The organism is Segatella salivae DSM 15606, from assembly GCF_000185845.1.
GTDB lineage: Bacteria > Bacteroidota > Bacteroidia > Bacteroidales > Bacteroidaceae > Prevotella > Prevotella salivae.
The window spans coordinates 2,960,713-2,981,379 of the sequence record NZ_GL629647.1 but is presented as its reverse complement, the minus strand read 5'-3'; the positions used below and the strand labels follow the sequence as shown (position 1 = coordinate 2,981,379).

At 44.2% G+C, this 20,667-nt stretch carries 12 protein-coding genes and 1 pseudogene; 3 read left to right on the top strand and 10 right to left on the bottom strand.

Translation table 11 applies throughout. The features are described 5' to 3' along the window. Window positions 1-18: 18 nt before the first annotated feature. Together HMPREF9420_RS11625 and HMPREF9420_RS11620 are read left to right on the top strand one after the other, a co-directional pair. Entirely contained in the window at window positions 19-1,947 is a 1,929-nt protein-coding gene (locus HMPREF9420_RS11625) for a RagB/SusD family nutrient uptake outer membrane protein (RefSeq protein ID WP_007135912.1), read from the top strand. A gap of 206 nt (window positions 1,948-2,153) precedes the next feature. After that, window positions 2,154-2,399, top strand: coding sequence for a hypothetical protein (locus HMPREF9420_RS11620; protein WP_007135911.1), 246 nt, complete (start codon window positions 2,154-2,156; stop codon window positions 2,397-2,399). Between the two features lie 499 nt (window positions 2,400-2,898). On the opposite strand, the gene HMPREF9420_RS11615 is transcribed toward HMPREF9420_RS11620, so the two are convergent. The 9 genes from HMPREF9420_RS11615 to HMPREF9420_RS11575 form a co-directional block, all read right to left on the bottom strand. After that, complete coding sequence (locus HMPREF9420_RS11615) at window positions 2,899-4,944, bottom strand: TlpA disulfide reductase family protein (RefSeq protein WP_007135909.1); 2,046 nt, start codon at window positions 4,942-4,944, stop codon at window positions 2,899-2,901. Window positions 4,945-5,098: 154 nt separating this feature from the next. Beyond that, a complete protein-coding gene (locus tag HMPREF9420_RS12930; protein WP_007135907.1) occupies window positions 5,099-6,199 on the bottom strand; it encodes a TlpA family protein disulfide reductase in 1,101 nt (366 codons plus the stop codon). Window positions 6,200-6,202: 3 nt separating this feature from the next. After that, a complete protein-coding gene (locus tag HMPREF9420_RS11605; protein WP_044079260.1) occupies window positions 6,203-7,897 on the bottom strand; it encodes a PKD-like family lipoprotein in 1,695 nt (564 codons plus the stop codon). 169 nt (window positions 7,898-8,066) lie between these two features. After that, a complete protein-coding gene (locus HMPREF9420_RS11600) occupies window positions 8,067-9,344 on the bottom strand; it encodes a DUF4843 domain-containing protein (protein WP_222704246.1) in 1,278 nt (425 codons plus the stop codon). A gap of 44 nt (window positions 9,345-9,388) precedes the next feature. Beyond that, window positions 9,389-10,831 (bottom strand): RagB/SusD family nutrient uptake outer membrane protein, encoded by a 1,443-nt coding sequence (locus HMPREF9420_RS11595; protein WP_007135904.1) that lies wholly within the window; start codon window positions 10,829-10,831, stop codon window positions 9,389-9,391. A 10-nt stretch (window positions 10,832-10,841) separates the two neighbouring features. Then, window positions 10,842-14,210 carry a SusC/RagA family TonB-linked outer membrane protein gene (locus tag HMPREF9420_RS11590; RefSeq protein WP_007135903.1) on the bottom strand — a complete coding sequence of 1,123 codons (3,369 nt, stop codon included), beginning with the start codon at window positions 14,208-14,210 and terminating at the stop codon, window positions 10,842-10,844. A gap of 79 nt (window positions 14,211-14,289) precedes the next feature. Continuing rightward, window positions 14,290-15,270 (bottom strand): hypothetical protein, encoded by a 981-nt coding sequence (locus tag HMPREF9420_RS11585; protein WP_044078957.1) that lies wholly within the window; start codon window positions 15,268-15,270, stop codon window positions 14,290-14,292. Between the two features lie 358 nt (window positions 15,271-15,628). Next, window positions 15,629-18,190 carry an alpha-glucan family phosphorylase gene (gene glgP, locus HMPREF9420_RS11580; protein WP_007135901.1) on the bottom strand — a complete coding sequence of 854 codons (2,562 nt, stop codon included), beginning with the start codon at window positions 18,188-18,190 and terminating at the stop codon, window positions 15,629-15,631. Window positions 18,191-18,211: 21 nt separating this feature from the next. Beyond that, a complete protein-coding gene (locus tag HMPREF9420_RS11575; protein WP_044079259.1) occupies window positions 18,212-19,870 on the bottom strand; it encodes a glycogen/starch synthase in 1,659 nt (552 codons plus the stop codon). 144 nt (window positions 19,871-20,014) lie between these two features. Between HMPREF9420_RS11575 and HMPREF9420_RS11570 the strand changes: the two genes are divergently transcribed. Beyond that, on the top strand, window positions 20,015-20,437 hold the full coding sequence (locus tag HMPREF9420_RS11570) for a hypothetical protein (RefSeq protein ID WP_007135899.1): 423 nt from the start codon (window positions 20,015-20,017) through the stop codon (window positions 20,435-20,437). A gap of 22 nt (window positions 20,438-20,459) precedes the next feature. On the opposite strand, the pseudogene HMPREF9420_RS14435 reads toward HMPREF9420_RS11570, so the two are convergent. Next, a pseudogene (locus tag HMPREF9420_RS14435) lies at window positions 20,460-20,667 on the bottom strand (hypothetical protein); the annotation flags it as partial.

The following is a 20,667-nucleotide window of genomic DNA, read 5'->3' as shown; positions in this document are numbered from 1 at the left end:
TAATAAACACGATAGAATATGAAAAAGATATATAAACTATTCCTTTTATTTGGAATACTTTTCTGCCTCACTGCATGCAGTGAAAGCTTCTTAGACAAGGAGAAAGATGATAAGAAGTCGGAAGAAGAAGTGTACAGTCGATATGAAGAAGTGAATAAAAACGTCGCAACAGCATACTGGAATGCGCGTTATGCAATGAGGCCTTTGGTGTGGTTGGAGCACTTCTCTTCCTCGGTCATTACCGACGAATGTGAGTCTTCAAACGTAGAAGGCAACATCGGAAACAGGTATAATCAAGGTGACTGGAGCCCCAATTCAGACTTCCCAGGCAATAATAGACAGTTCTGGAATAGCATGTATTCTGCCATTCGTCACATCAATCTAACACTTGAAGGCATTGAAAAATATAAAACACCTGATAATCCTTTGAGCCCAGGTGATTTGGAAAGGCGCATCGGTGAGCTTTATTTCTTAAGAGGATATATGCACTATCGTCTTATGATGTTATATGGTGAGATTCCTTATATAGACCATAGTATCGCAACAAATGATGCAATGAAGTTCGAACGCGAAAGCATTCACGCCGTCGTTGATAAGATTGTGGCTGATGCAGAGACTGCTTATAAGAAGGTAGCTGAGATGTATAACCGCAGCGATGAGCACTTTGGACGAGTTGATAAAGGTGCTTGTTTAGGATTGATTGCAAAAGTTAGATGGGTGGCAGCTACTCCTTTATATAATGGCGCCACACAATTTGGCTATCAAGGTGAACGAATCTTTGAGAAAGAATATGGCTATAAAGCTGAAAGATGGATTGCAGCAAGGGATGCAGCCAAGCGAGTTCTCGACATGACTGTCAATGGGTCACCGCGTTATAAGCTATTCGATAAATACGATAATCATAACTTTCAGGACGATGGTAACCGCAATTTGAATGGTTCTTTGCTTTATAGACGCTTGTGGGATATGTTCTATGACTTCGAAAGTATACAGGATGAGGGCGTCTTTTTCGTGACTCTTGACAAAGATAACTGGTGGCAGGGAGACCAATATGCACCAAGTCGTGGCGGAGGATCACGCCAACAACCGGTTCAAGAGCAAGTAGATGAGTATGAATATATGGCTCCCGACGGCTATGGCTATCCAGTTTACAGCAAGGAAGCACGCGATGCAGGTTATGATGATAGTAATCCTTATGTCAATCGCGACCCTCGTTTCTACAGAGATATTATCTATCATGGTGCCCCTTACCGTGATAACAACAACAATCCACGGCAGATGAACACCGCAGAAGGCCCTGATAAGATTAATGCCAACAATGCAACAACAACGGGTTATTATCTTAGAAAGTTCATGAAAGACGGCTATAACAAGAGCGGTGGCTTTGACATTCATTCACCAGCAATATGGCGTTTGCCCGAATTTATTTATATCTATGCAGAAGCTGTGAATGAAACCGCAGGACCAAATCAAGAAATCTATGATATGATTAATAAGGTTCGAGCACGCTCTTTCATGAATCCGATGCCTCCTTCGACTTTAACGAATAAGCAACTAATGCGAGAATATATCCGACGTGAACGCAGAGTGGAGCTGTTCTATGAGAATAAACGTCCTTGGGACTGCCGATTGTATCTTGAACCTTCGTCAAAAGAGGAATTAGATAAAGAGAAAATATTCAAAGCTTCAGGTCATGATAATACAGAACGCTCTGTGAATTACTGGAAACAACATCATGGAGCATATCCTAAATGCCAACGCATGATCAATGGAATGCACCCTGTTGAAGACCCAAATGGCAAGATTGAAATTGATGGAAAGAAGTATCGCATGGAACGATTCTGTAAAGAAGAAAGAGTGTTTGAAGCCCCAAAACACTATTATTTTCCAATTCTGAATACAGAATTAAACGTGTGTCCATCGCTAAAACAAAACCCTGGATGGTAAATCAAAAGGCTATCGATGTTCTGATTGATGACCATAAATAAGATAAATCACTAACAGAAGTACTTTATATAGCTTTTAGTTACAATTACCTTAACATGAATTGATCACGGCAGGTCATAGCCTGCTGTGATCTTTTATTTTGCATTCCTATCAAGGTTCCTTACGTTTCAGCCTTTGTTTTACATGTTTTATATAGACGAACAAACATGAGTTTATTTGCTAATATCCCAACGCTGGCCAACAACGAGCCAGTGCTGGGATTCTCGTTTGTAGGTGGGAATCAACGCGGTGAACACGTTGCTGCATGCCTGGCTTATTCCATTTCGGCATCATTGCATGGACATACGAAGGTGGAAGATAAAGAGGGGGGACGACATCGGGCTGCATCAAGTGGGCCGTATAACAGGAAAGATGCGAAAGAGTATGGGATTTTAATGTGGATTTCCCCATAGGTGGCACGTCATATAACAGGAAACGGGGGAGGAAATAAAAAAGAAATGCTCCTTAATGTGTTCATAAGAGCACAAAAAGGAGCAAAAATTACAATCTTAATAAAAAAGTTTTACCTATGGTTGTATATGTTTTCAGATTGTATTTCTATTTCTTTTGATGAACAAATCTGTTGAGCAAACCACGTGGGCAGGCTGAATCCACACGACACGGCAGCTTAATGCTGTAAACAATCTATGTCATTTCGCCGTGCAAATCAGCACGTTTTACACTACTGTTTGAGCCACCTTGGCGAGTCATTCACCTGCTTTCACTTCTGCGCGAGGCATATTTTGATGGAGAGACTGCGCCCTGATTCTACCCCACCCGCCCGACAAACTTAGGTCGTCAGGCGGAGATGGGGTATTAATCAAATTATCATGGAGTTTTTATTTCAAACCATTTGTTCATTCGGTCAAGTCGCAACACGGCCAAACACCAACGATTGCAATCGCTGAGCCGTTACTTCTTTGGCGTCTCATCCTGGTAATACAGGTCGCCAGAGAGGATTTGTTTCACGCGCGCCACCAACTCTTCGCCCTGCAAGGTCATGGAGATGAGTTTGCCGTCAGGGGTGATGAGGAAGTTCGTGGGCACATGATTTACGCCGAAAAGCTTTGCCGCTGAGTGAGCATCTGCCTCATTATTGCGCGCTTGCACCCAGTTAGGACGCTCTAAATGCCATGCTTTCAGTGTGTTCTTCCATGCCGTTTCGTCTTTATCTACAGACACACTGATGAGTGTGAGCTTTTCTTTGCCTTGCTGAGCTGCATCATACAGGGTTTGCAAACGTTCCATTTCTTCTCGGCAACCCATACTTTGTGCATCCCAGAAGGTCAATAACACATATTGTCCTGCATACTGATTGAGTTGCTTTTGCGTGCCATCAGCAAGATATAACGTTGCATTGGGCACATCATTTCCCTGCATCAAACTCATGGCTTTCACACAATTGTCTAAGTCGCGTGCCTCTTTTGACGACTGAATTTCAGGCGCCATAGCATTCACAAACAAGCGACCATACTCCTTATTAAAGCGTGGTAACATGTCGCGCTGCACCAAAACAGGATACACCACCGCATCATTATGCTCTAACAACCATTGCAACTGCGCTGTCATCAAGTCGATATCAGCCACCGCGCGAAGGCGTTCTACAGCCGCTTTCCCTTCAGCTGACGCCACATATTGGGCGCCTTTTTCGCGTTTAAGCGCTGCAATTCCGTCTGAAATCTGCTTATCGTGGGCCACAGAAAGCTCTCGGTAGGACGCACTTTGTGCATCATGATCCAGCATTCCGTTATCTTTCACGGCAAACATAGCACTATTTCCCTCTGCTGCGCCAGCCATTTTGGGCTTCAACTCACCACTCTTGAGCTTCCGAATGGTGTTAATGAGCTGCTCACCACGTAGGTCAAAGCTCATGATATAACCCTCTGGACTGATCAACACCGTACGAGGCACAGCCTCAACATGATAGAGTTTCGCTGCAGGAGAACCCCAACCTTTCAGTACAGAGATATGCGTCCAGTGAGGTTGTGATAGTCCGTTCTTTGCAATACAGGCCGTCCATTCAGGCTTTTTGCTGTCAATTGAATAACTCAACACCTCAAATGGCACTGCGCCTTCAGCCTCTTGAAGAGCTTGTTTGACTACAGGGAACTCGCGACGGCATGGTCCGCACCACGAAGCCCAAAAGTCAACAAGCACATATTTGCCTCGGAAATCCGACAAACGCAACGTCTTTCCTTCGGGTGTTTGCCCCTCGATATCGGGTGCAAGCCTTCCTTCTGCCAAGTTTGCTGCCCGTAATTGATTCTCCAACTCAGCGTACATAGGATGTTGTCGCATAGCCGTTGGCATGGCTTTCATAAAGGTTTCTTCCAACACTTTAGGGGGAAAGAAGCGGAAAAGATCGTATTTGATAATATAAAGTACAACGGGTGAGTTGAGATGTTGTGATGCAAACTTCATTGCTTCGGCACGATGCATGAGGCTATTCACGTAATAAGTAGAGCGCTGATAAGGGTAAAAGGCCTTCTCATCGTTACGTTTGTCAGCCGGAAGTGCCGCAAAAGCCTTATCCATTCGCACGCGTGCACGTTGTATTCCTGCCTCACCAAACTCCTTATATTCATCAAAAACATCATTCGATGGCGTGCCTTTTACGTGTGCTCCAACAGGATAACGCGCGTCAAAAGGCTGAATTGTTATTGTTCCGGGCTCCAAAAACACCTGTATAGTGCCATTATCAAAGCCAGTAATGTGATAAGGTGACATATACTTCGGTGCCTTTCCACGGAACGAGAACGCCTTGTTTGTGACAACAGCAGAGTCAACCACCACCTCTTCGCCATTCACTTCATGGCTTAAATAGACTTTTTTCACGGTGCGGGGTGAGTTGCGAAGCGAATCAATCTGCATTGTTCCCTGAATGAGATAGGACTGATTGGACTGCGCAAACACCCCACTGGTTGAACATAATAATAACAATATTAATTTTATTTTCATCGTTTTATTTGATTTAGTGCTTGAAAATATCTTTCCTTTTAATTCTATCCTTGACGCCGTTGGCCGTATTTCTGCCTGTTACAACACCTTTCTAAGGGTATCTTTTCAGGCAAAAGGTATCATTATTGATGCTATTTCAGCCAACATCTTCACGTTATTTTTCAAACTGTTTGACTATGAATGCACGCAAAGCCTCACCATGTAGGCCCGAAGCCAAGATGTGGTTGTCGCTATCCAAGATAAAGATTGCGGGGATAGCCGACACACTATAGAGTCTCGCTACCTCGTCTTTCCATCCCTTTAGCGATGAAACCTGCGTCCAAGTGAGGCCGTCTTTCTCGACAGCAGCCAACCAACGGTCACGCTTTTCGTCTAAAGAGACGTTGACAATCTCTAAGCCTTGCGCATGAAACTGAGTGTAAAGTTGCCTTAAAATGGGGTTATTCAGACGACAAGGCCCACACCAAGACGCCCAGAAATCAACGATTTTAATCTTCCCTTTCATCTTACTGAGCGTGAAAAGTTTGCCATCTGGCATCGGAAGAGTAAAGTCGGGAGCCAGTTTTCCGGCACTCGTTCGCGTGAGTCTTGCTACGCGTTCTTTAAGAATCTGCCCACTACGGCTTTGCTTTGCGCCTTCTCCCAGCGCGTCATATATCGCTTTTGCTTCGGTCAAAGCCATGTCGTTTTGCTCTACAAGCATTAACATTAGCTGTGCAGCAAGTAGATTATCGTTGTCAGCAAGAAAGGATTTGCGCGCCGTTTCCATGCCTTCTTTCAGCTGTTGAATGCTATCATTGAGCTTACTTGCACTGCCATAGCGCGAGTTTCGACGCAAACTATCGCACGTTTGCTGCATCTTTGCAATGCGCAATAACGTTTGACGATTGTGCTGTTCGTAGCTACTCATGCGATCTTGCAACACACTTCCCGCAATCGACCAATCGTCTCCATTCTTCAAATGCACGCGATATGTGCCACCAGGTTCAAGGATAAACGAGAAGCCTCCATCGTATCCAACCACTGAAAGGCGTGCCGGCACGGGCTCATTCACGCTCACTTTCTGCATAGAAAAGCCTGAGGTAGAGAACGGAACAACCGAAAGGGTGTCCCAATGGGTTTCAGAAGTTCGTGCCGTGAGGCAGAGTTTGCCTGAGGAGATGCCTTCAATGGTACCCGCCAACGACGCATTTGACTGCGCCGATAGCGTGGCTGAAGCCATGAGAAAGCCTGCAATTGCAATAATTTTCTTCATTGTTTATTTTCGAATAGGTATTTGATAAGAGTATTCACGCACGAATTGTACATCGAGGATATTGCCTAATCGCTGACCATTTTCATCCTGGTCATAGAATCGTGGGGCATAAGTTTCATCGATATCTGAGGCGGTATTCAACTTGATTTGCGCTACTCCACCCTCTGTTCCGCGGTTCATGCCGATGACCATATAGCGTCCTAAGTCGCCAGAATACAAGAAATTGTCGTCTGAACAGAACTTCATGCAAGAGATAGTATAGCCTGTTGGTGCACTATAAAGCACGGTTTTGTCGCCATTATTCAAATCAAACCTCACCACATCTGACCCATCTGCATAGAACACATAGTTTGTTGTGAACCACGTGTTGTAACAGATTGTGGCAGCAGATGACGGGGTGAAGCCTGTCAACTGCTTGCCTTTAATCGTATAAGCAGGCTCGTTGCTATTGGCATTACCGCCTCCGTCCTCATCTGTTGCTGTGGAAGTGAGCTGATAAAGATAATACTTCGTTCCGGCAGCATCACTGAAAATGAAATAAGGTTGAGCCTTGTTATAGTTCTCACGGAACTGAATGAAGCCATAAATGCCCTTCTTTCCAACGGGAGAAAGCCCTGCTGCAAGTGACGAAAAGTCTACATGCGCATCTAAAACAGGGTTATTCAGTTGCGCCTCATAAGCCTGTCGCTCGGCCCAAATGCCATAACTATCCTCCTTATTCACATGCAAGAAGCGATTACCTCTACTGTCCCAGAACACAAAATCGGCTGCCGTTATCGCTGCAGCGGTCACATTATAATTCGTCACTGAAGAGGCAGTAGCAGGGAATTTGAATGAAGGAATGGTGCGAGCTGTGATAAATCGGCCATCGCGACCAAGCATATAATAGAAGTCTGACTGGTTAGAAGGATCGCCTACCATACCGATTTTCGACGGCAAGAAAGCGCCTTGATCACTTTGTGGGACAACAAAGTCGCGATAATTCGTAAAGCATGGCTTCAAGCCAAAGGGGTCGTAGGTCTTCACTTTGCCATCGGTTTCGAAGGCAATAAGGTTATAACGTTTCACGAAATCACGCCTTTCAGAAACCAAACCATATTGGAACATCAGCTTATAGGCCTTTGTGAAGGGATTAACTGCATCGGGATGCACCAACTTATAGGCATCGCTTCTGACCTTTGTCGATGCGCCCACCACCTCAACATTACCTAAACGCACATTACCTTGACTGCCGTGGAGGAAGAAAAGGCTGTTTTTGAAGATGGGACGAGTAGCAACCTGGAAGTTAGCATAACGCGAAAGCTTCGTCGATTGGTCATGAACACGCAGCAAAACTGTAAAACTTGTGTCGCGCCCTAATGGCAAATCAACATCCAAGTAGCCTCGCGTGGTCAGCGTATCATAGACCGTTTTGCCATTCTTCTTATGGCCTTCAATCCACGTAAAGTCTAACTTTTCAAGTCCAGTTTGCTTGGATTGCTTCACCTCTACCTGTATTTTCTTATGGGTTTCGGCAGCAGTCAGTGGCTGAGTAAACTCAATTAACTTGCCCGATAGCGCCTCGACAGTCCCTGGAGTGAAGATTAACGTGTCGATGGAATTCATGCTATCGAAACGATAACTATAGTTACCTTGGTCCTCATAACATGAAGATAAGGCCACAATACCTGTCATTAATAAAACCGTTCGTATGTTCATATATTTCGTTATTTTTCGATGTGTGTTGTGAAATCGGCCTCGTTGCGCTGCCTTTTGATTCATTTCGGTGCATGAAACGACTGAGATTGCAACGCCAAACGAGTGCTTTCATTTCTCATACTCATGTGAATGGAATCCTATTTTCCGATGAAGAGAAATTCAACTCCGCTTAGGGCACGACAGGAAAACTAAATGAATAGCTGCCGTGGGCCACCGCATCGCGGAAGAGTTGGTTGCATTGCTTGATGGCATCTTCCCCTCCTATCGACTCATCCCATGACACATTGCCCCACTCATTCTTAACAGGGAACATCTGGTTGAGCACAAAGTTTTCGCCCTGATGAGCCATCCAAACCTTTATCATCAGTCGATATTTCTCGGGAGAATAGCTTCCATAGTATTTCTCTATCATGGTTTTACCTCCTTGTTCGTCATCCCATGCCTGCGGTTTGACTACGTTGTAATCGACATCCGATAGCATTGGCACATAGAAATTATCCTTATAAGAAGATCCCGGGCGCCATCCGTCTAAATAATAGGTGTTGTATTTTGTCATCATCTGTTCTACAGCACTCTTATTCAAGGCTTTCATCTTGGCCTCATCTCCGGTTAATTGTGCGCGCTCATTAGCTGTTGTGATGTCTAAAGCATTGCAAAGACCAACAAAAGCATTACTGTTATAGGTTCCAAGATAGCGGTCGTGGAGTGGTGTCCAATACCATGGCTTCTCATAAGTATTGTCGTTTGTAAACGGAATATCTATCGTAACAGCCTCTTGTGGATGTGCCTTTTGATAGGTTCTCAAGCTATCTATGGCGGCCAAATTCCAGCGAACGAACGCATAATAGTCGTAAGAGGCATAGAATTTATCTTGCTTTGTGAGCTTCACTAACATGATTTGCTTGTCTGCCGACCATGGACCGAGATAGATAAGTGACATGTTATCCCACTGCGCGGGCTTGGTATAGCTTTCTTTTGCATAGAGTTTGAACGACTGAAAGCCCTTTATTCCGGCGCCAATCTGTGAGCCAGCATCCTCACTGTCGATATAAACCTCGACACCAAACACGGAGTCTCGCATCGTGGGACGCTGGAGTTTAACCTTCACTGTCTTTGTGATTTCCTTAGGATTGAACACTACTTCGGGCAACACCACCTTTGCTTCGCCGCGTTCTTCCATGGCCTTCGCCTTCAAAATCACCTTGCGTGGCTCGTCAGATGCCCGTCCCATGACCTTCAACTGCAACGGAACAGCAATTTCTTTCGGTTGGGTTAGGATGGAATCTCCAAAGTTTACGGTTGCCGTTAGTGCGTCTTCGTCGGCATAATTGAAATAAACACCATCGCCATCTGCCGAATAAGTCTTCACCACTTCTTCTGAACACGACTGCAAAAGCAGACTGCCGAAGAAGAGGGCGATGATGAGTTGATATTGAGTTTTTATCATGATGCTTGTCATTTTGAATGAATTGAAACTTCGATGTGCCTGCATTATTGTTCAGAAGCGGCTGTCCAGCCATACTCTTTTTCGGCATCAGGCAATGGGAATACAAAGCGTTCTTTCGACAACTCCACATTCTGTGCATAAGGAAGTTGGGTGATTCCGTGGCGTTTTAAGAAGAACCAATATTGTCCTTCGGCATAAAACTCCTTGCGGAACTCCTTGTTCAACGCGGTCAAACGTCCTTCAGCATTCGTATAAGAGACATTAACCGACTTGGAATATCCACGTTTGTTGCGCACGAGATTCAGGTATTTTGCCGATGCCGTCATATCGTTTGTCATCTCACAAAGAATGAAATACATCTCAGGAAGCCTGATTAGAGGCACTGCCTCATGGGGGTTCGTGTTATATTTTCGTGAGATTGCTGTCTTCGTTGACGAGTGTTCATAGAATGCTGCGCTCTTTGTGCGCATGTCTTCACGCGTAGATCCCGACACCTCGAAATACTTATCGAAGCGTTCTTGGCGTATAAAATACTGCGTAGAGAACTTATCTCCGTCGGCCCAAAGACGCGAAGTAGTCTCTTGCATGTGGTACATGTTCAAGGCAACTAAGCACTCTGAGAACAAGATGGGGTCGTCTTGATTGGATGAACTCAAAAGAAGTCCGCAATGATCAATAACATCCTGTGCGCAAGCGATGGCATGTGGGGCGTCGCCTACATAGCAATAGACGCGTGCCAACAAGGCATTCACCGCGTGATAGTTAAAGCGGAACCGCCTGTTGCTATCCTCAAGACGGAGTGTTTTCTCGGCTGCGAGCAGTTCTTTTGCCTGCGTTAGGTCCTTCAACACCTTCTCAATGACGTCTTTTGCGGGTAATAATGGCATCTTTTCCTTATTGGTTTCCACGCGATAAGGGATTGACTTAGTCGACGCTGCGGCTGCATCAATGCCATATTTCCATGGTCCCCAGGCACGCAATAAATCGAAATGACAATATGCGCGGATAGCAAGCGCCTCGGCACGATAGCTATTTCGCGTGTTCTCATTACGGATAACCTGATCTCCTTTGCTATTAAGCCACTTCAAAAAGTTATTGCAATTGGAAATCACATTATAGAGTTTAAGCCATGACTGGGCTAACTTCTGCTTGGTGGCAAAGCCTGCTGACGTCGTCGTAGCATAGTTATAGATGGCTGTTTGGTCTACCGCTCCATCAGGAAGATAGTCATATTCTTGTGCCAACTGGTCGAGAAGGCCAAATGACATGTTACCTCCGTAGGCCTCAGTGGTAACCATCGACAGATAGATTCCCGTCAAAGCGCTTTCAAATCCCGATTCCGTGGAATAGAGTTTCTCGGCGGTTAGGTCGGTCTTTGGTGCGACATCAAACCAATCAGAACATGCCGTGAGCAGACAACATCCTATGAGACCTGCGGCAACACGACGCACATGGCGAAAGATATATTGAGACTTTAGTCTTTTCATAGCGTTGAATTTATTTAAAGATGATAGAGAACGACATCGTATAAGAACGTGAGAAAGGATAAGAAAGACCACGTTCCATCTTCACAGTAGAGAGCCTTAACAGGTCGTTTGTAGTGAAATTAAGCGTAAAGACATCAATACTCAGGCGACGTAACAATTTATATTGCGTCTGTTTGAAGCGATAACCTAAGTTGATACTGGCCAGTTTGAGTTCATTATCTTTCATAATGAAGCGGTCAGAAGCAGGAGTTTCCGAGCCATTTACATCGATTCTCTTGTATTTTGCGATATCCATTGGCTTGTGCCAACGGTCAAAAGCTGCGCGACGATCTAAGTTATAAGCGATATTACTGTTTTCAATCTTGTCGACTAATGTTTGATTATACACGATGCCTCCCCACTTAAAGATGAATCCTAACGTACAAGAGAAGTCGCGCCAGTTAACAGATGAGCTAATGGTTCCATTGACTTTCGGTGTAGTTTCGCCCACAGGAACCTTATCAGCAGGGTTCCAAACGAAGGTCTTTTCACCATCTTTGGTCAAGAATACCTCTCTACCCGTCATCGGATCTATACCCAAAGAGCGCACAGCATAATACGTTGTAGTAGACTTTCCCTCTTGATAGATGGGCAAAGGTGCCGACTTTGACTTCAATTGTTCCTCGTTCATCTTGCGTAAGTAGTCTGAGATCTTGCGGATCTTATTGCGATTATGGTTCATGCCTACAGCCACTGTCCAATAGAATTGCTTTCGAATGTTCTGCAAAGCAATAACACTTAACGTTGCATCGAAACCCTTGTTTTGTAGTTCTCCAGCGTTAATATACTGCGACTCGAAGCCCGTTGAAGGAGCTAAATCGTAATTAGTTAGCAGCTGACGACTAATATTATTGTAATAGTTGAACGACAAATTAACTCGGTTTTTCCATACACCGACATCAACACCAAGGCCTAAATTGTCGGTCTTTGTCCATTTAATATCTGGATTATTCAGGCGAGACAGCACAGCACCCAGCGTAGAGAACGAGGTGTAAGGACGCATTGTGCGACTGAAAGTGTAGTATTCGATGGCATCAGCTTGGCTGGAATTCTGTGAGCCTGTTATGCCATAAGTAGCTCGGAAGACTAAGTTTGAGATGCGACCTGCCAGCCATTTCTCGCGATGTGCATTCCAACGGGCACCTAAACTCCAGAAAGGAGTGAGATGATGGTCGGCATAACGTGATGTGATTTCACTGCTGACATTGAAGTCTACCGAGTATTTATTGTCGTAACTATAAGACAACTGCGTGATGAATCCCATAGAACGGGAGATTGCTTCAGAACCACTTGGCGTCGTAGTAAGCTTATTTCCAAAGATGAAATCATCCATATGATTGTCTGGATAGCCTACAGCAAAGAGGTTAACATAATTGCTTTTATCTTCTGAAACGGTCCAGTTGCCGAATACACTCAACAGATGTTTCTTGAAAGTTCCATTCCAATTGAAGCCTATATTGCTTGACCACGACTGCATATCACCCGTGTTTTTCGAGTAACTTCCACGCAAAGTGGGGTCTAACTCGGTTAAGAACGAGGTATGATCAGCTGGCAAGAATCGTTCCGTGCGTGCCATTCCACGTACGAAGGAGAAGTTACCTGTCATGCGAAGGTTCTTCCACAACCGATATTCTAAGTTCAATCCAGCCGATATATTGGTGTTAGATGAGAAGTCTTTTATACCAACATGCGCGTTATATAAGGGGTTACTGATAGGTACACTGCCTGAACCTGTGTGGTTATCTAACTGGCGAAGATACTCTCCATAGTCATTCGTTGGACGATAATATGGGTTGACACGCGTGTACTCTGAGAACGAACCATAAGGTGAATTGTAGCCATTGCTGCCGGCAAGATTAATGTTTGCCCCTACGGAGAGTTCCTCTTTGCGGTAAGACATGCTGAAGTTCAGACTCTTCAACCCTTGACTTGAGCCCTTCATCACACCCGGTGTAGAGGTTGCATTGACGCTCAAGCTGTAACGGAACACCTCAGTTCCACCTGCAGCGGTAAGCGTATGACGATGTGCTATGGCTGTACGTAGCGGCTTACTAAGCCAATAAGTGTCGACACCTGCCAAGACATTGCGCAACAAACGATTGTAAACATTCATACTTTGCGCTGAAGTGGGGTCATAAACTCCTGCATCCCACTCCATCTGTAGTTTCTCTTTGGCATTCATCAACTTGTAATCGGTCAAGTCGGGCACTTGAACCGTGAGGCCACCATTATAGTTTACGGAGAGCACTCCATCGGGAGCAACCTTCGTTTCGATGACAACCACGCCATTAGATGCGCGAGAACCATAGATGGCTGTAGCCGCTGCATCTTTCAATATCGTTACATTTTCAATGAGTTCTGGGTCAAGTTGCAACACACGGCTCATCGAAACAATAAAGCCATCGAGTACAAACAAGGGCGTATTTGGGCGACTTGACACATTATCCAACAACAAATCCATGCTGTTAAGCGATGAAGTTGTGCCGAGATTCTGGTCACCTCGAATAAGAAATTCAGGCTGAGCATTGGGGTCAGAGCCTTGAGTGTTGCTCTCTAACACCTTGAAACTCGGGTCATAGAACTGCAAACTCTTGAGAATATTGGTAGGATTGAGCTTGCGCAAATCGGCTCCTTTCACCGAAACATAATTGCCAGTAAAGCTCGATTTCTTGCGTTTGCTCAAACCAGTTACAACAACTTCGTCGATGGTTTGCCCGTCTTCTTTAAGCTTTATCTTTAGGTCTACCGACTTACGAGTAATCTGTATGGAGTAGGTTTCATAGCCCATATAGGTTACTTTGATAGAGGCCTTTGGCGGAACCTGCAAAGAAAACTTTCCATTTACATCGGTAACACAACCATTGATGCCACCACTTGCGGTGCCATCTGTAACCACTACCGTTGCGCCGATAAGCGCTTCACCCGTCTTTGCATCAGTAACAACACCTTCAACAGCGTACATATTCTTTGCAGGAACAGCGTTGCGCTGGGGTGAAATGACTACATGCCGACCGCTTTCATACCTTATCCATACGTTCTGATCACCGATAAGGCGACCCAACACCTTATCCAACGAGAGATCTTTCACGTTTAACGACGTGGGATTTGTTATTCCTACCAGCGTAACATCTTGGAATTCTAACGTTGCTCCGGCTTGTTTCACAGCCTTTTCAATGACAACTCCGAGAGGTTCATTACTGATTCGCAACGTGATGGGCGTGTCCTTCCACTCGTCTTCGGCTGACCTTTGCGCAAGAAGTGGAAGTTGACACAAGAAAAGGAAGCACAGCAAGGCGAGCCATGCATTAGGGGATAGAATACTAAACTTTAGCTTCTCCATAAAAATTAACGTGTTTATGGACTTTAATGACTATTAGATTAACTACCGAAAATAACTTATTCAGCACATGAGAGATTGATCATTGCAACAGTTTTTCAAGCGTTTCAATGTTGGTTTTATCAAGATTGTATTTAGATTTGTACGCATTCAAGAGAGGTTTAACGCGTTCAAGTTCCTTTCCATTACGGATAAAGTTCACCAACAATTGGTAAAGCACGGCGTCACGCTGCACACCTTTATAATAAGAGGCTAAGGCTTGGAACATGGTTTCCAATGTTTGTGGCGCCTCATATTTCTTTCCTTGTTTCACCGCCTGCTTCTCATTTTCATAAAAACAATAGCGCATCAAGAAACTAATATATTCAGGGCAGCGCATAGCTCCAGGCCCTTTGCGCAGTGAAACGCCATCCATCAGCTTCCAATAATCACCTATTTCTTGGTCTGAAATGGGAGTCTTTCGCATGTCAGCATACATTTGTGGATACTCCATGAACGAGGTATAGGCAGCTGCTTCGGTTTCAGCAAGGAGATATTCTGCTGTTGTTGGCTGAAGCTTTTTATTGTTTTCTTTCACCAATTCCTGTACTTTCGTAAGCAAAATACGCGAGTCATCAAGGCGTTGTTTGGGCTTTATATCGACAACGGCACACGCCAACAACTGGCTCTTATAGCGCATTTGGCGACGCAAATCAGCAATCTTTCTCAGCAAACGGTTAGCTTCTACGGCCTTCTCCGTACCGCTAAAAGCAACCGAAGAAACGCGCTTCTCGTCATATTTCACAACCACATGCACGCTGTCTCCTGGCATAAGCAGAACATTAGTCTGCCCATTGATTAACATACATTGCAGCTGTGAGGTCTTAAACGAATAGTGATGTTCCTCTCCCGGGTTAGTATGAAACTCGGCAGCAATAAAGGGTGACTGCACGCAATCAAAGTAAACCATGTCACGTTGATAACCAAACACTTCTGCACTCAGCGTAGTTTTTGACTGCGCATGCCCCATCAAAGAGAAACACAACATTGTGCCTAATAAAAGATTACATCTCATAAATCCCATTATGTGTATTTTTTAACAGATAGATTACAAGCAATAAGAAATTCACATAGTATGTAAGTGTTGGTCAACTTAATAACAAACTAAGTATTTAGAATTTCTAAGGTTGATACTGCGAAATTAACTTTATTTTCTTTTCAAAGTCACAATATCGCGTTAAATAAATTTAATTTCGTGAATATTTTTGAACAACCATTTTCTAATTCACGTCAAATCACCACGCAAAGTGACTGAAAACATGGGACGAAATGACTTGAAACGTCGACTCATTCCCATCATTTCACGACCGGAAAATACAAAAAAAGGAAACCGACGCAAGGTCAGTTTCCTTTAGAATTTATTTGAACTAAATCGTTATCTATTAGTCAAGCCACTTCACATAGCAGAAGTCCTGGCGGTGAGGAAGGTTGACATTCTTCGGATACATACGCACACAACTTCTAAACGCGCCTGCAACATCGGGTTCGATTACAGCTTCAAACGTATAGAGATTGCCTTCGTGACCTTTCACTTTGAATGGACGAACGCTATAAACTTCGTGATCATCGTTTGAAGTATTGCTCTTTAAGCTCACAAGTTCCAAGCCAACTGCGTCGTCAAGTCCTTGTTCATCGATGACATAACGCATCGTATATTTCTTTCCTGTCTCGCCCCCTGTGTCCAACAATGACGTATCTTTGCTGACAACATGAATCCCATCCCAGCGCTCTGCAACAGTTTCTTTCCACAAAGCGATGTCCTTTGCAAGACGATAATCATGCTCTTGGAGCTTCTTGAAACGCAAAGCTTCACGATTATAGAATCGATCGAAGTAGTCATCCAACTGACGTTTCATCGTGTAATGAGGTGCGATGGTAGAAATAGAGTTCTTAATGACCTTCACCCAATCGGCACTATAACCCTTCTTATTACGGTTATAATACATTGGTATGATGTCGTTCTCTAACAAACCATAGATAGTTGCGGCGTCGAGTTGGTCCTGATAAGCCTGGTTTTCGTAAGTACGTTTCTCGGGAAGTGCCCAACCTGCGCCCTCACGATAACCCTCAACCCACCATCCATCAAGTACGGATAGGTTGACAACACCATTCATTTCGGCCTTCTCTCCTGATGTTCCAGAAGCTTCAAGCGGGCGAGTTGGTGTGTTCATCCATATATCTACGCCAGAAACTAAACGGCGAGCAAGTTGCATGTCGTAGTCTTCGAGGAAGATAATCTTACCTAAGAACTCTGGACGTTGACTGATTTCGTAGATCTTCTTAATCAAACCTTGGCCTGCTCCGTCTGCAGGATGAGCCTTACCAGAGAAGAAGAACAAGACAGGATGCTCTGGGTCGTTGACAATCTTAGCCAAACGGTCAACATCTGTAAAGAGAAGGTGAGCTCGTTTGTATGTAGCGAAACGACGACAGAAGCCAATCATCAACGCATTGGGGTTGATACGCTGCAACAAAGAGACTACGCGTGCAGGGTCACCTTGGTTGCGAAGCCAGTTCTCGGTGAACTTTTCACGGATATAATCAACTAACTTCTGCTTCAAAGCCATACGAGTTGACCAAACCTCTTCATCGGGAACATTGTTGATAGCGTGCCAAATCTCTTCATTACTCTGGTCGTTCATGAAGTTCTTGTCAAAGTACTTATCATAGATTTTACGCCATTCGGTAGCCGCCCATGTAGGGAAGTGCACACCATTTGTTACGTAACCAACATGATTTTCCTCTGGGAAGTAACCCTTCCACAATGGAGAGAACATCTTCTGGCTTACCCAACCATGAAGCTTACTAACGCCGTTCACGTCCTGACATGTATTGCATGCGAAGGTACTCATACAGAAACGTTCGTTATGATCATCGGGATTTTGTCGGCCCATTCCAATGAGTTCATCCCATGAAATGCCTAATCTTGCGGGATAACTACCCATATATTTGCCGAAGAGTGCCTCGTCAAAGTAGTCGTGTCCAGCAGGAACTGGCGTATGAACTGTATAGAGAGAAGAGGCCCGAACGAGTTCCATTGCCTGATTAAATGTTAGTCCACTCTCAACATAATCACACAAACGTTGCAGATTACAGAGTGCAGCGTGGCCCTCGTTGCAATGATAAATATCTTTCTTTATACCCAAACGCTTCAATGTTAAGATACCACCAATACCGAGAAGTATCTCTTGTTTGAGTCGGTTTTCCCAGTCCCCACCATACAAGCTGTGGGTGATAGGCTTGTCAAATTCAGAGTTCAAGTCGTTGTCGGTATCCAAAAGATAGAGACTTATGCGTCCAACGTTAGCACGCCAAACGTATGCATGCACCATATAATTGGTGTAAGGAACATCTATAACAAGTGGATTTCCATTCTCATCCAATACGCGTTCGATTGGCAGTGAATTGAAATTCTGAGCTTCATACTTAGCAATCTGCTGACCATCCATGCTCAGGCTCTGTGTGAAGTAGCCGTAACGATAGAGGAATCCCACGCCACACATGTCAACATTACTATCAGATGCCTCCTTAAGATAGTCTCCTGCAAGGATGCCGAGACCTCCGGAATAGATCTTTAGCACTTGAGTTATACCGAATTCCATACAGAAGTATGCCACCGATGCACGCTCCTTGTTTGGCTTTACATCCATATAAGCGCGGAACTTGGCGTAAACGTCTTTCACTTTCTTCATGAGTGACTTGTCTTTTACTATGGCTTCTTTGCGTTCATAGCTTAAACGCTCAAGTAAAACGACTGGATTGTGTTGCACTTCTTCATATAAAGCCTCGTCAAGGCTCTTGAAAAGGTCTCGTGCTTCATAATCCCATGCCCACCAAAGATTATGTGCCAGTTCGTCAAGACACTTCAATTGTTCTGGCAGACGAGATTTGACTGTCAACTCCTTCCATTGAGGAGTGTTAACGTAATCAGCTTTAATTTTCATAAATCTCAATTTATATTAATCTCAATAACTATTTGTTTTTCTTGCTTCTGCTTTGTTAAGGGCAGCATTATAGGCCTCATGATAGTAAACAATGAACTTACTCCACAAAGCTTTTCGAGAGAGTTTCTCGGCATTTGCACGGCAAGTCTTCACCTCGGTAGCCGAGAATGAGGCAAAAGTTTCTATCGTTTTCTTAATTGATTCGGCCACATCGGCATAATTATAATCTGTGCGATGAACAACTTTCACACCGTCTTCAATCTCACTATCACTGCCTTTCACCTGATTGGCCCATAGTCCAAACCCAGCCAAATCGGTGGTGATGCAAGGCACTTTGAAAGCAACGGCCTCCAAAGGAGTATAACCCCACGGCTCATAATAAGACGGATAAACGCACAAATCGTTACCCAACACGATATCATAATAGGATAAATCGAAGATGCCATCATGCCCAGTGAGATAACACGGCACGAAAATCAGCTTCACACGACTATCTTTTTCATTGTTCATTCCAAGCGAATTCATCATTCCTAACACGCTATCATTGTCCTGATTGTGTAGCCAATGCGTGTAAACAGGATGAGATAGCGGACTGTCGAAAGTCTCTTCATGACGCAAACGGGCTTGCAAGTCTTCACGAGGACCACCTACCCACCCCGGCACTTCAATGAAAGCAACTACCTTTTTATTGAGTTTCTCGGAGAAACGCAACCGATTTATAGCCTCAACAAACACATCTATGCCTTTATTTCTAAACTCATAGCGTCCACTGGTCGATACAATCAGCGTGTCATCATCAAAGCAATCGCCCGTCAGTGCATTCGCCACACGAAGTAATCTCTTGCGTGCCTGCTTGCGTTTGGCTGTAAAAGTCGCCCCCTTGGGAACGAAATCATTTTCAAATCCATTAGGAAGTACGAAATCTACTGGCTTATCCAACAACTCTTTACACTCCAAAGCAGTGATATCACTCACTGTAGTGAAGCAGTCAACAAAATGTGCTGTCTGTTTCTCTATTGAGTGTTTGCTTTGCATATTGAGTTCCGCGGCCATCTGATCACCATTATAAGCCCACAGATATTCATAGAGAGGCTTGTTATTTCCGGCTATACTTCGACCAATACTCGTGGCATGTGTCGTGAAGATTGTAGCGATTTCAGGAACCTGTTTCTTGATATACAGCAAGCCAAGACACGTCATCCATTCATTACCATGATAGATAACACGCGCATCCCGACTAAGATAATAATGATAAAAGCTTTCAACAACCTTTGCAGCTGCATAAGAAAACATGTTGGCTTCATCGTAATCACCATATGCATGAAGGCTATCAACCTTGAAATCTGCCCAAAGTTGACCATAAATCTGGTCTTTTTCAGCATAAAAAGGCTGGAAATCTACCAACACTGCAATAGGTTTTCCGGGAACATCCCACCGACCTATTTTCATCTTTAGCCCCTCTTCAGCCTGCGCTTTCAGTCGCCATGCCGAGAATAAGCTTTCATCTTCTATGAAATAAGGACTGGAACTCTCCTTCCAACAATCGGGACCAATGAATATTATATGGTCCTTCATCTCGTCCTGCAAAGTTTTTGCTCGTGTAGATAGCACGGTATAGATGCCGCCTACCTTATTACATACCTCCCAACTTGATTCAAAAATATAATCGGGAATACTCATCTTCTTACCCATTACAAAGACTAATAATGTGTCGCAAAGATAATATAAAATTCTAAAAAAACAAGTTTTACCACCTATATTTTTAATAATCATGCCGTTTTCTTGATGAAACAATATATCTTTGTAACTAAAACTGAAAGATAAATGATAAAGAAAGTATTACTCGTTTTATGCGCTTTCTTTGCTGTTTTGACGCTACACGCACAGAAAGACAATGTTTTCAAGGGATATTTATATAACGATGAATATCAAGTTTACATAGAAATGGACTTCTATCATAATACGATTAAGGTGCCAGGACAAGAGATTTTTGGAGACCTTCCGGGCTATTTTGGGGCAAAAAGAGATGTGCGTAAGTGGCTCTTTACCAATGTAGAACTCAAAGATTCCACGACAGCTAAGCTCGCCATCACCAACGACTATGGCAGCGAAGACCTTGAAGCCACACTAAAAAGGCTACCTGACGGCACCTTCGAATTGCAGCAAGATGGCGGCAGTACGCTGAAAATTGCAGTGAATCGAAAGTGGGTTAAAATCCCCAAACACCTGATTTTCAAAAAGAGATAGCATATTTTTGCAACGCAATTATTTACGAAACCCGCCGCGTGCAGAATGGAATAACGCCATTGGTGCCATGGGTTAGATTGCCAAGCGTTGCCAAACGATTGTGCAGACTACCCTGGAGCAGCGTATGGTTTGCGTGGACCAATGCCGTCGTTGTTGCGCTTTTTTTGATTATTCCACCATGAATCCCCTCGCTATAACCATGCCTTCTCAAAAAAAGCTCAACACCTATG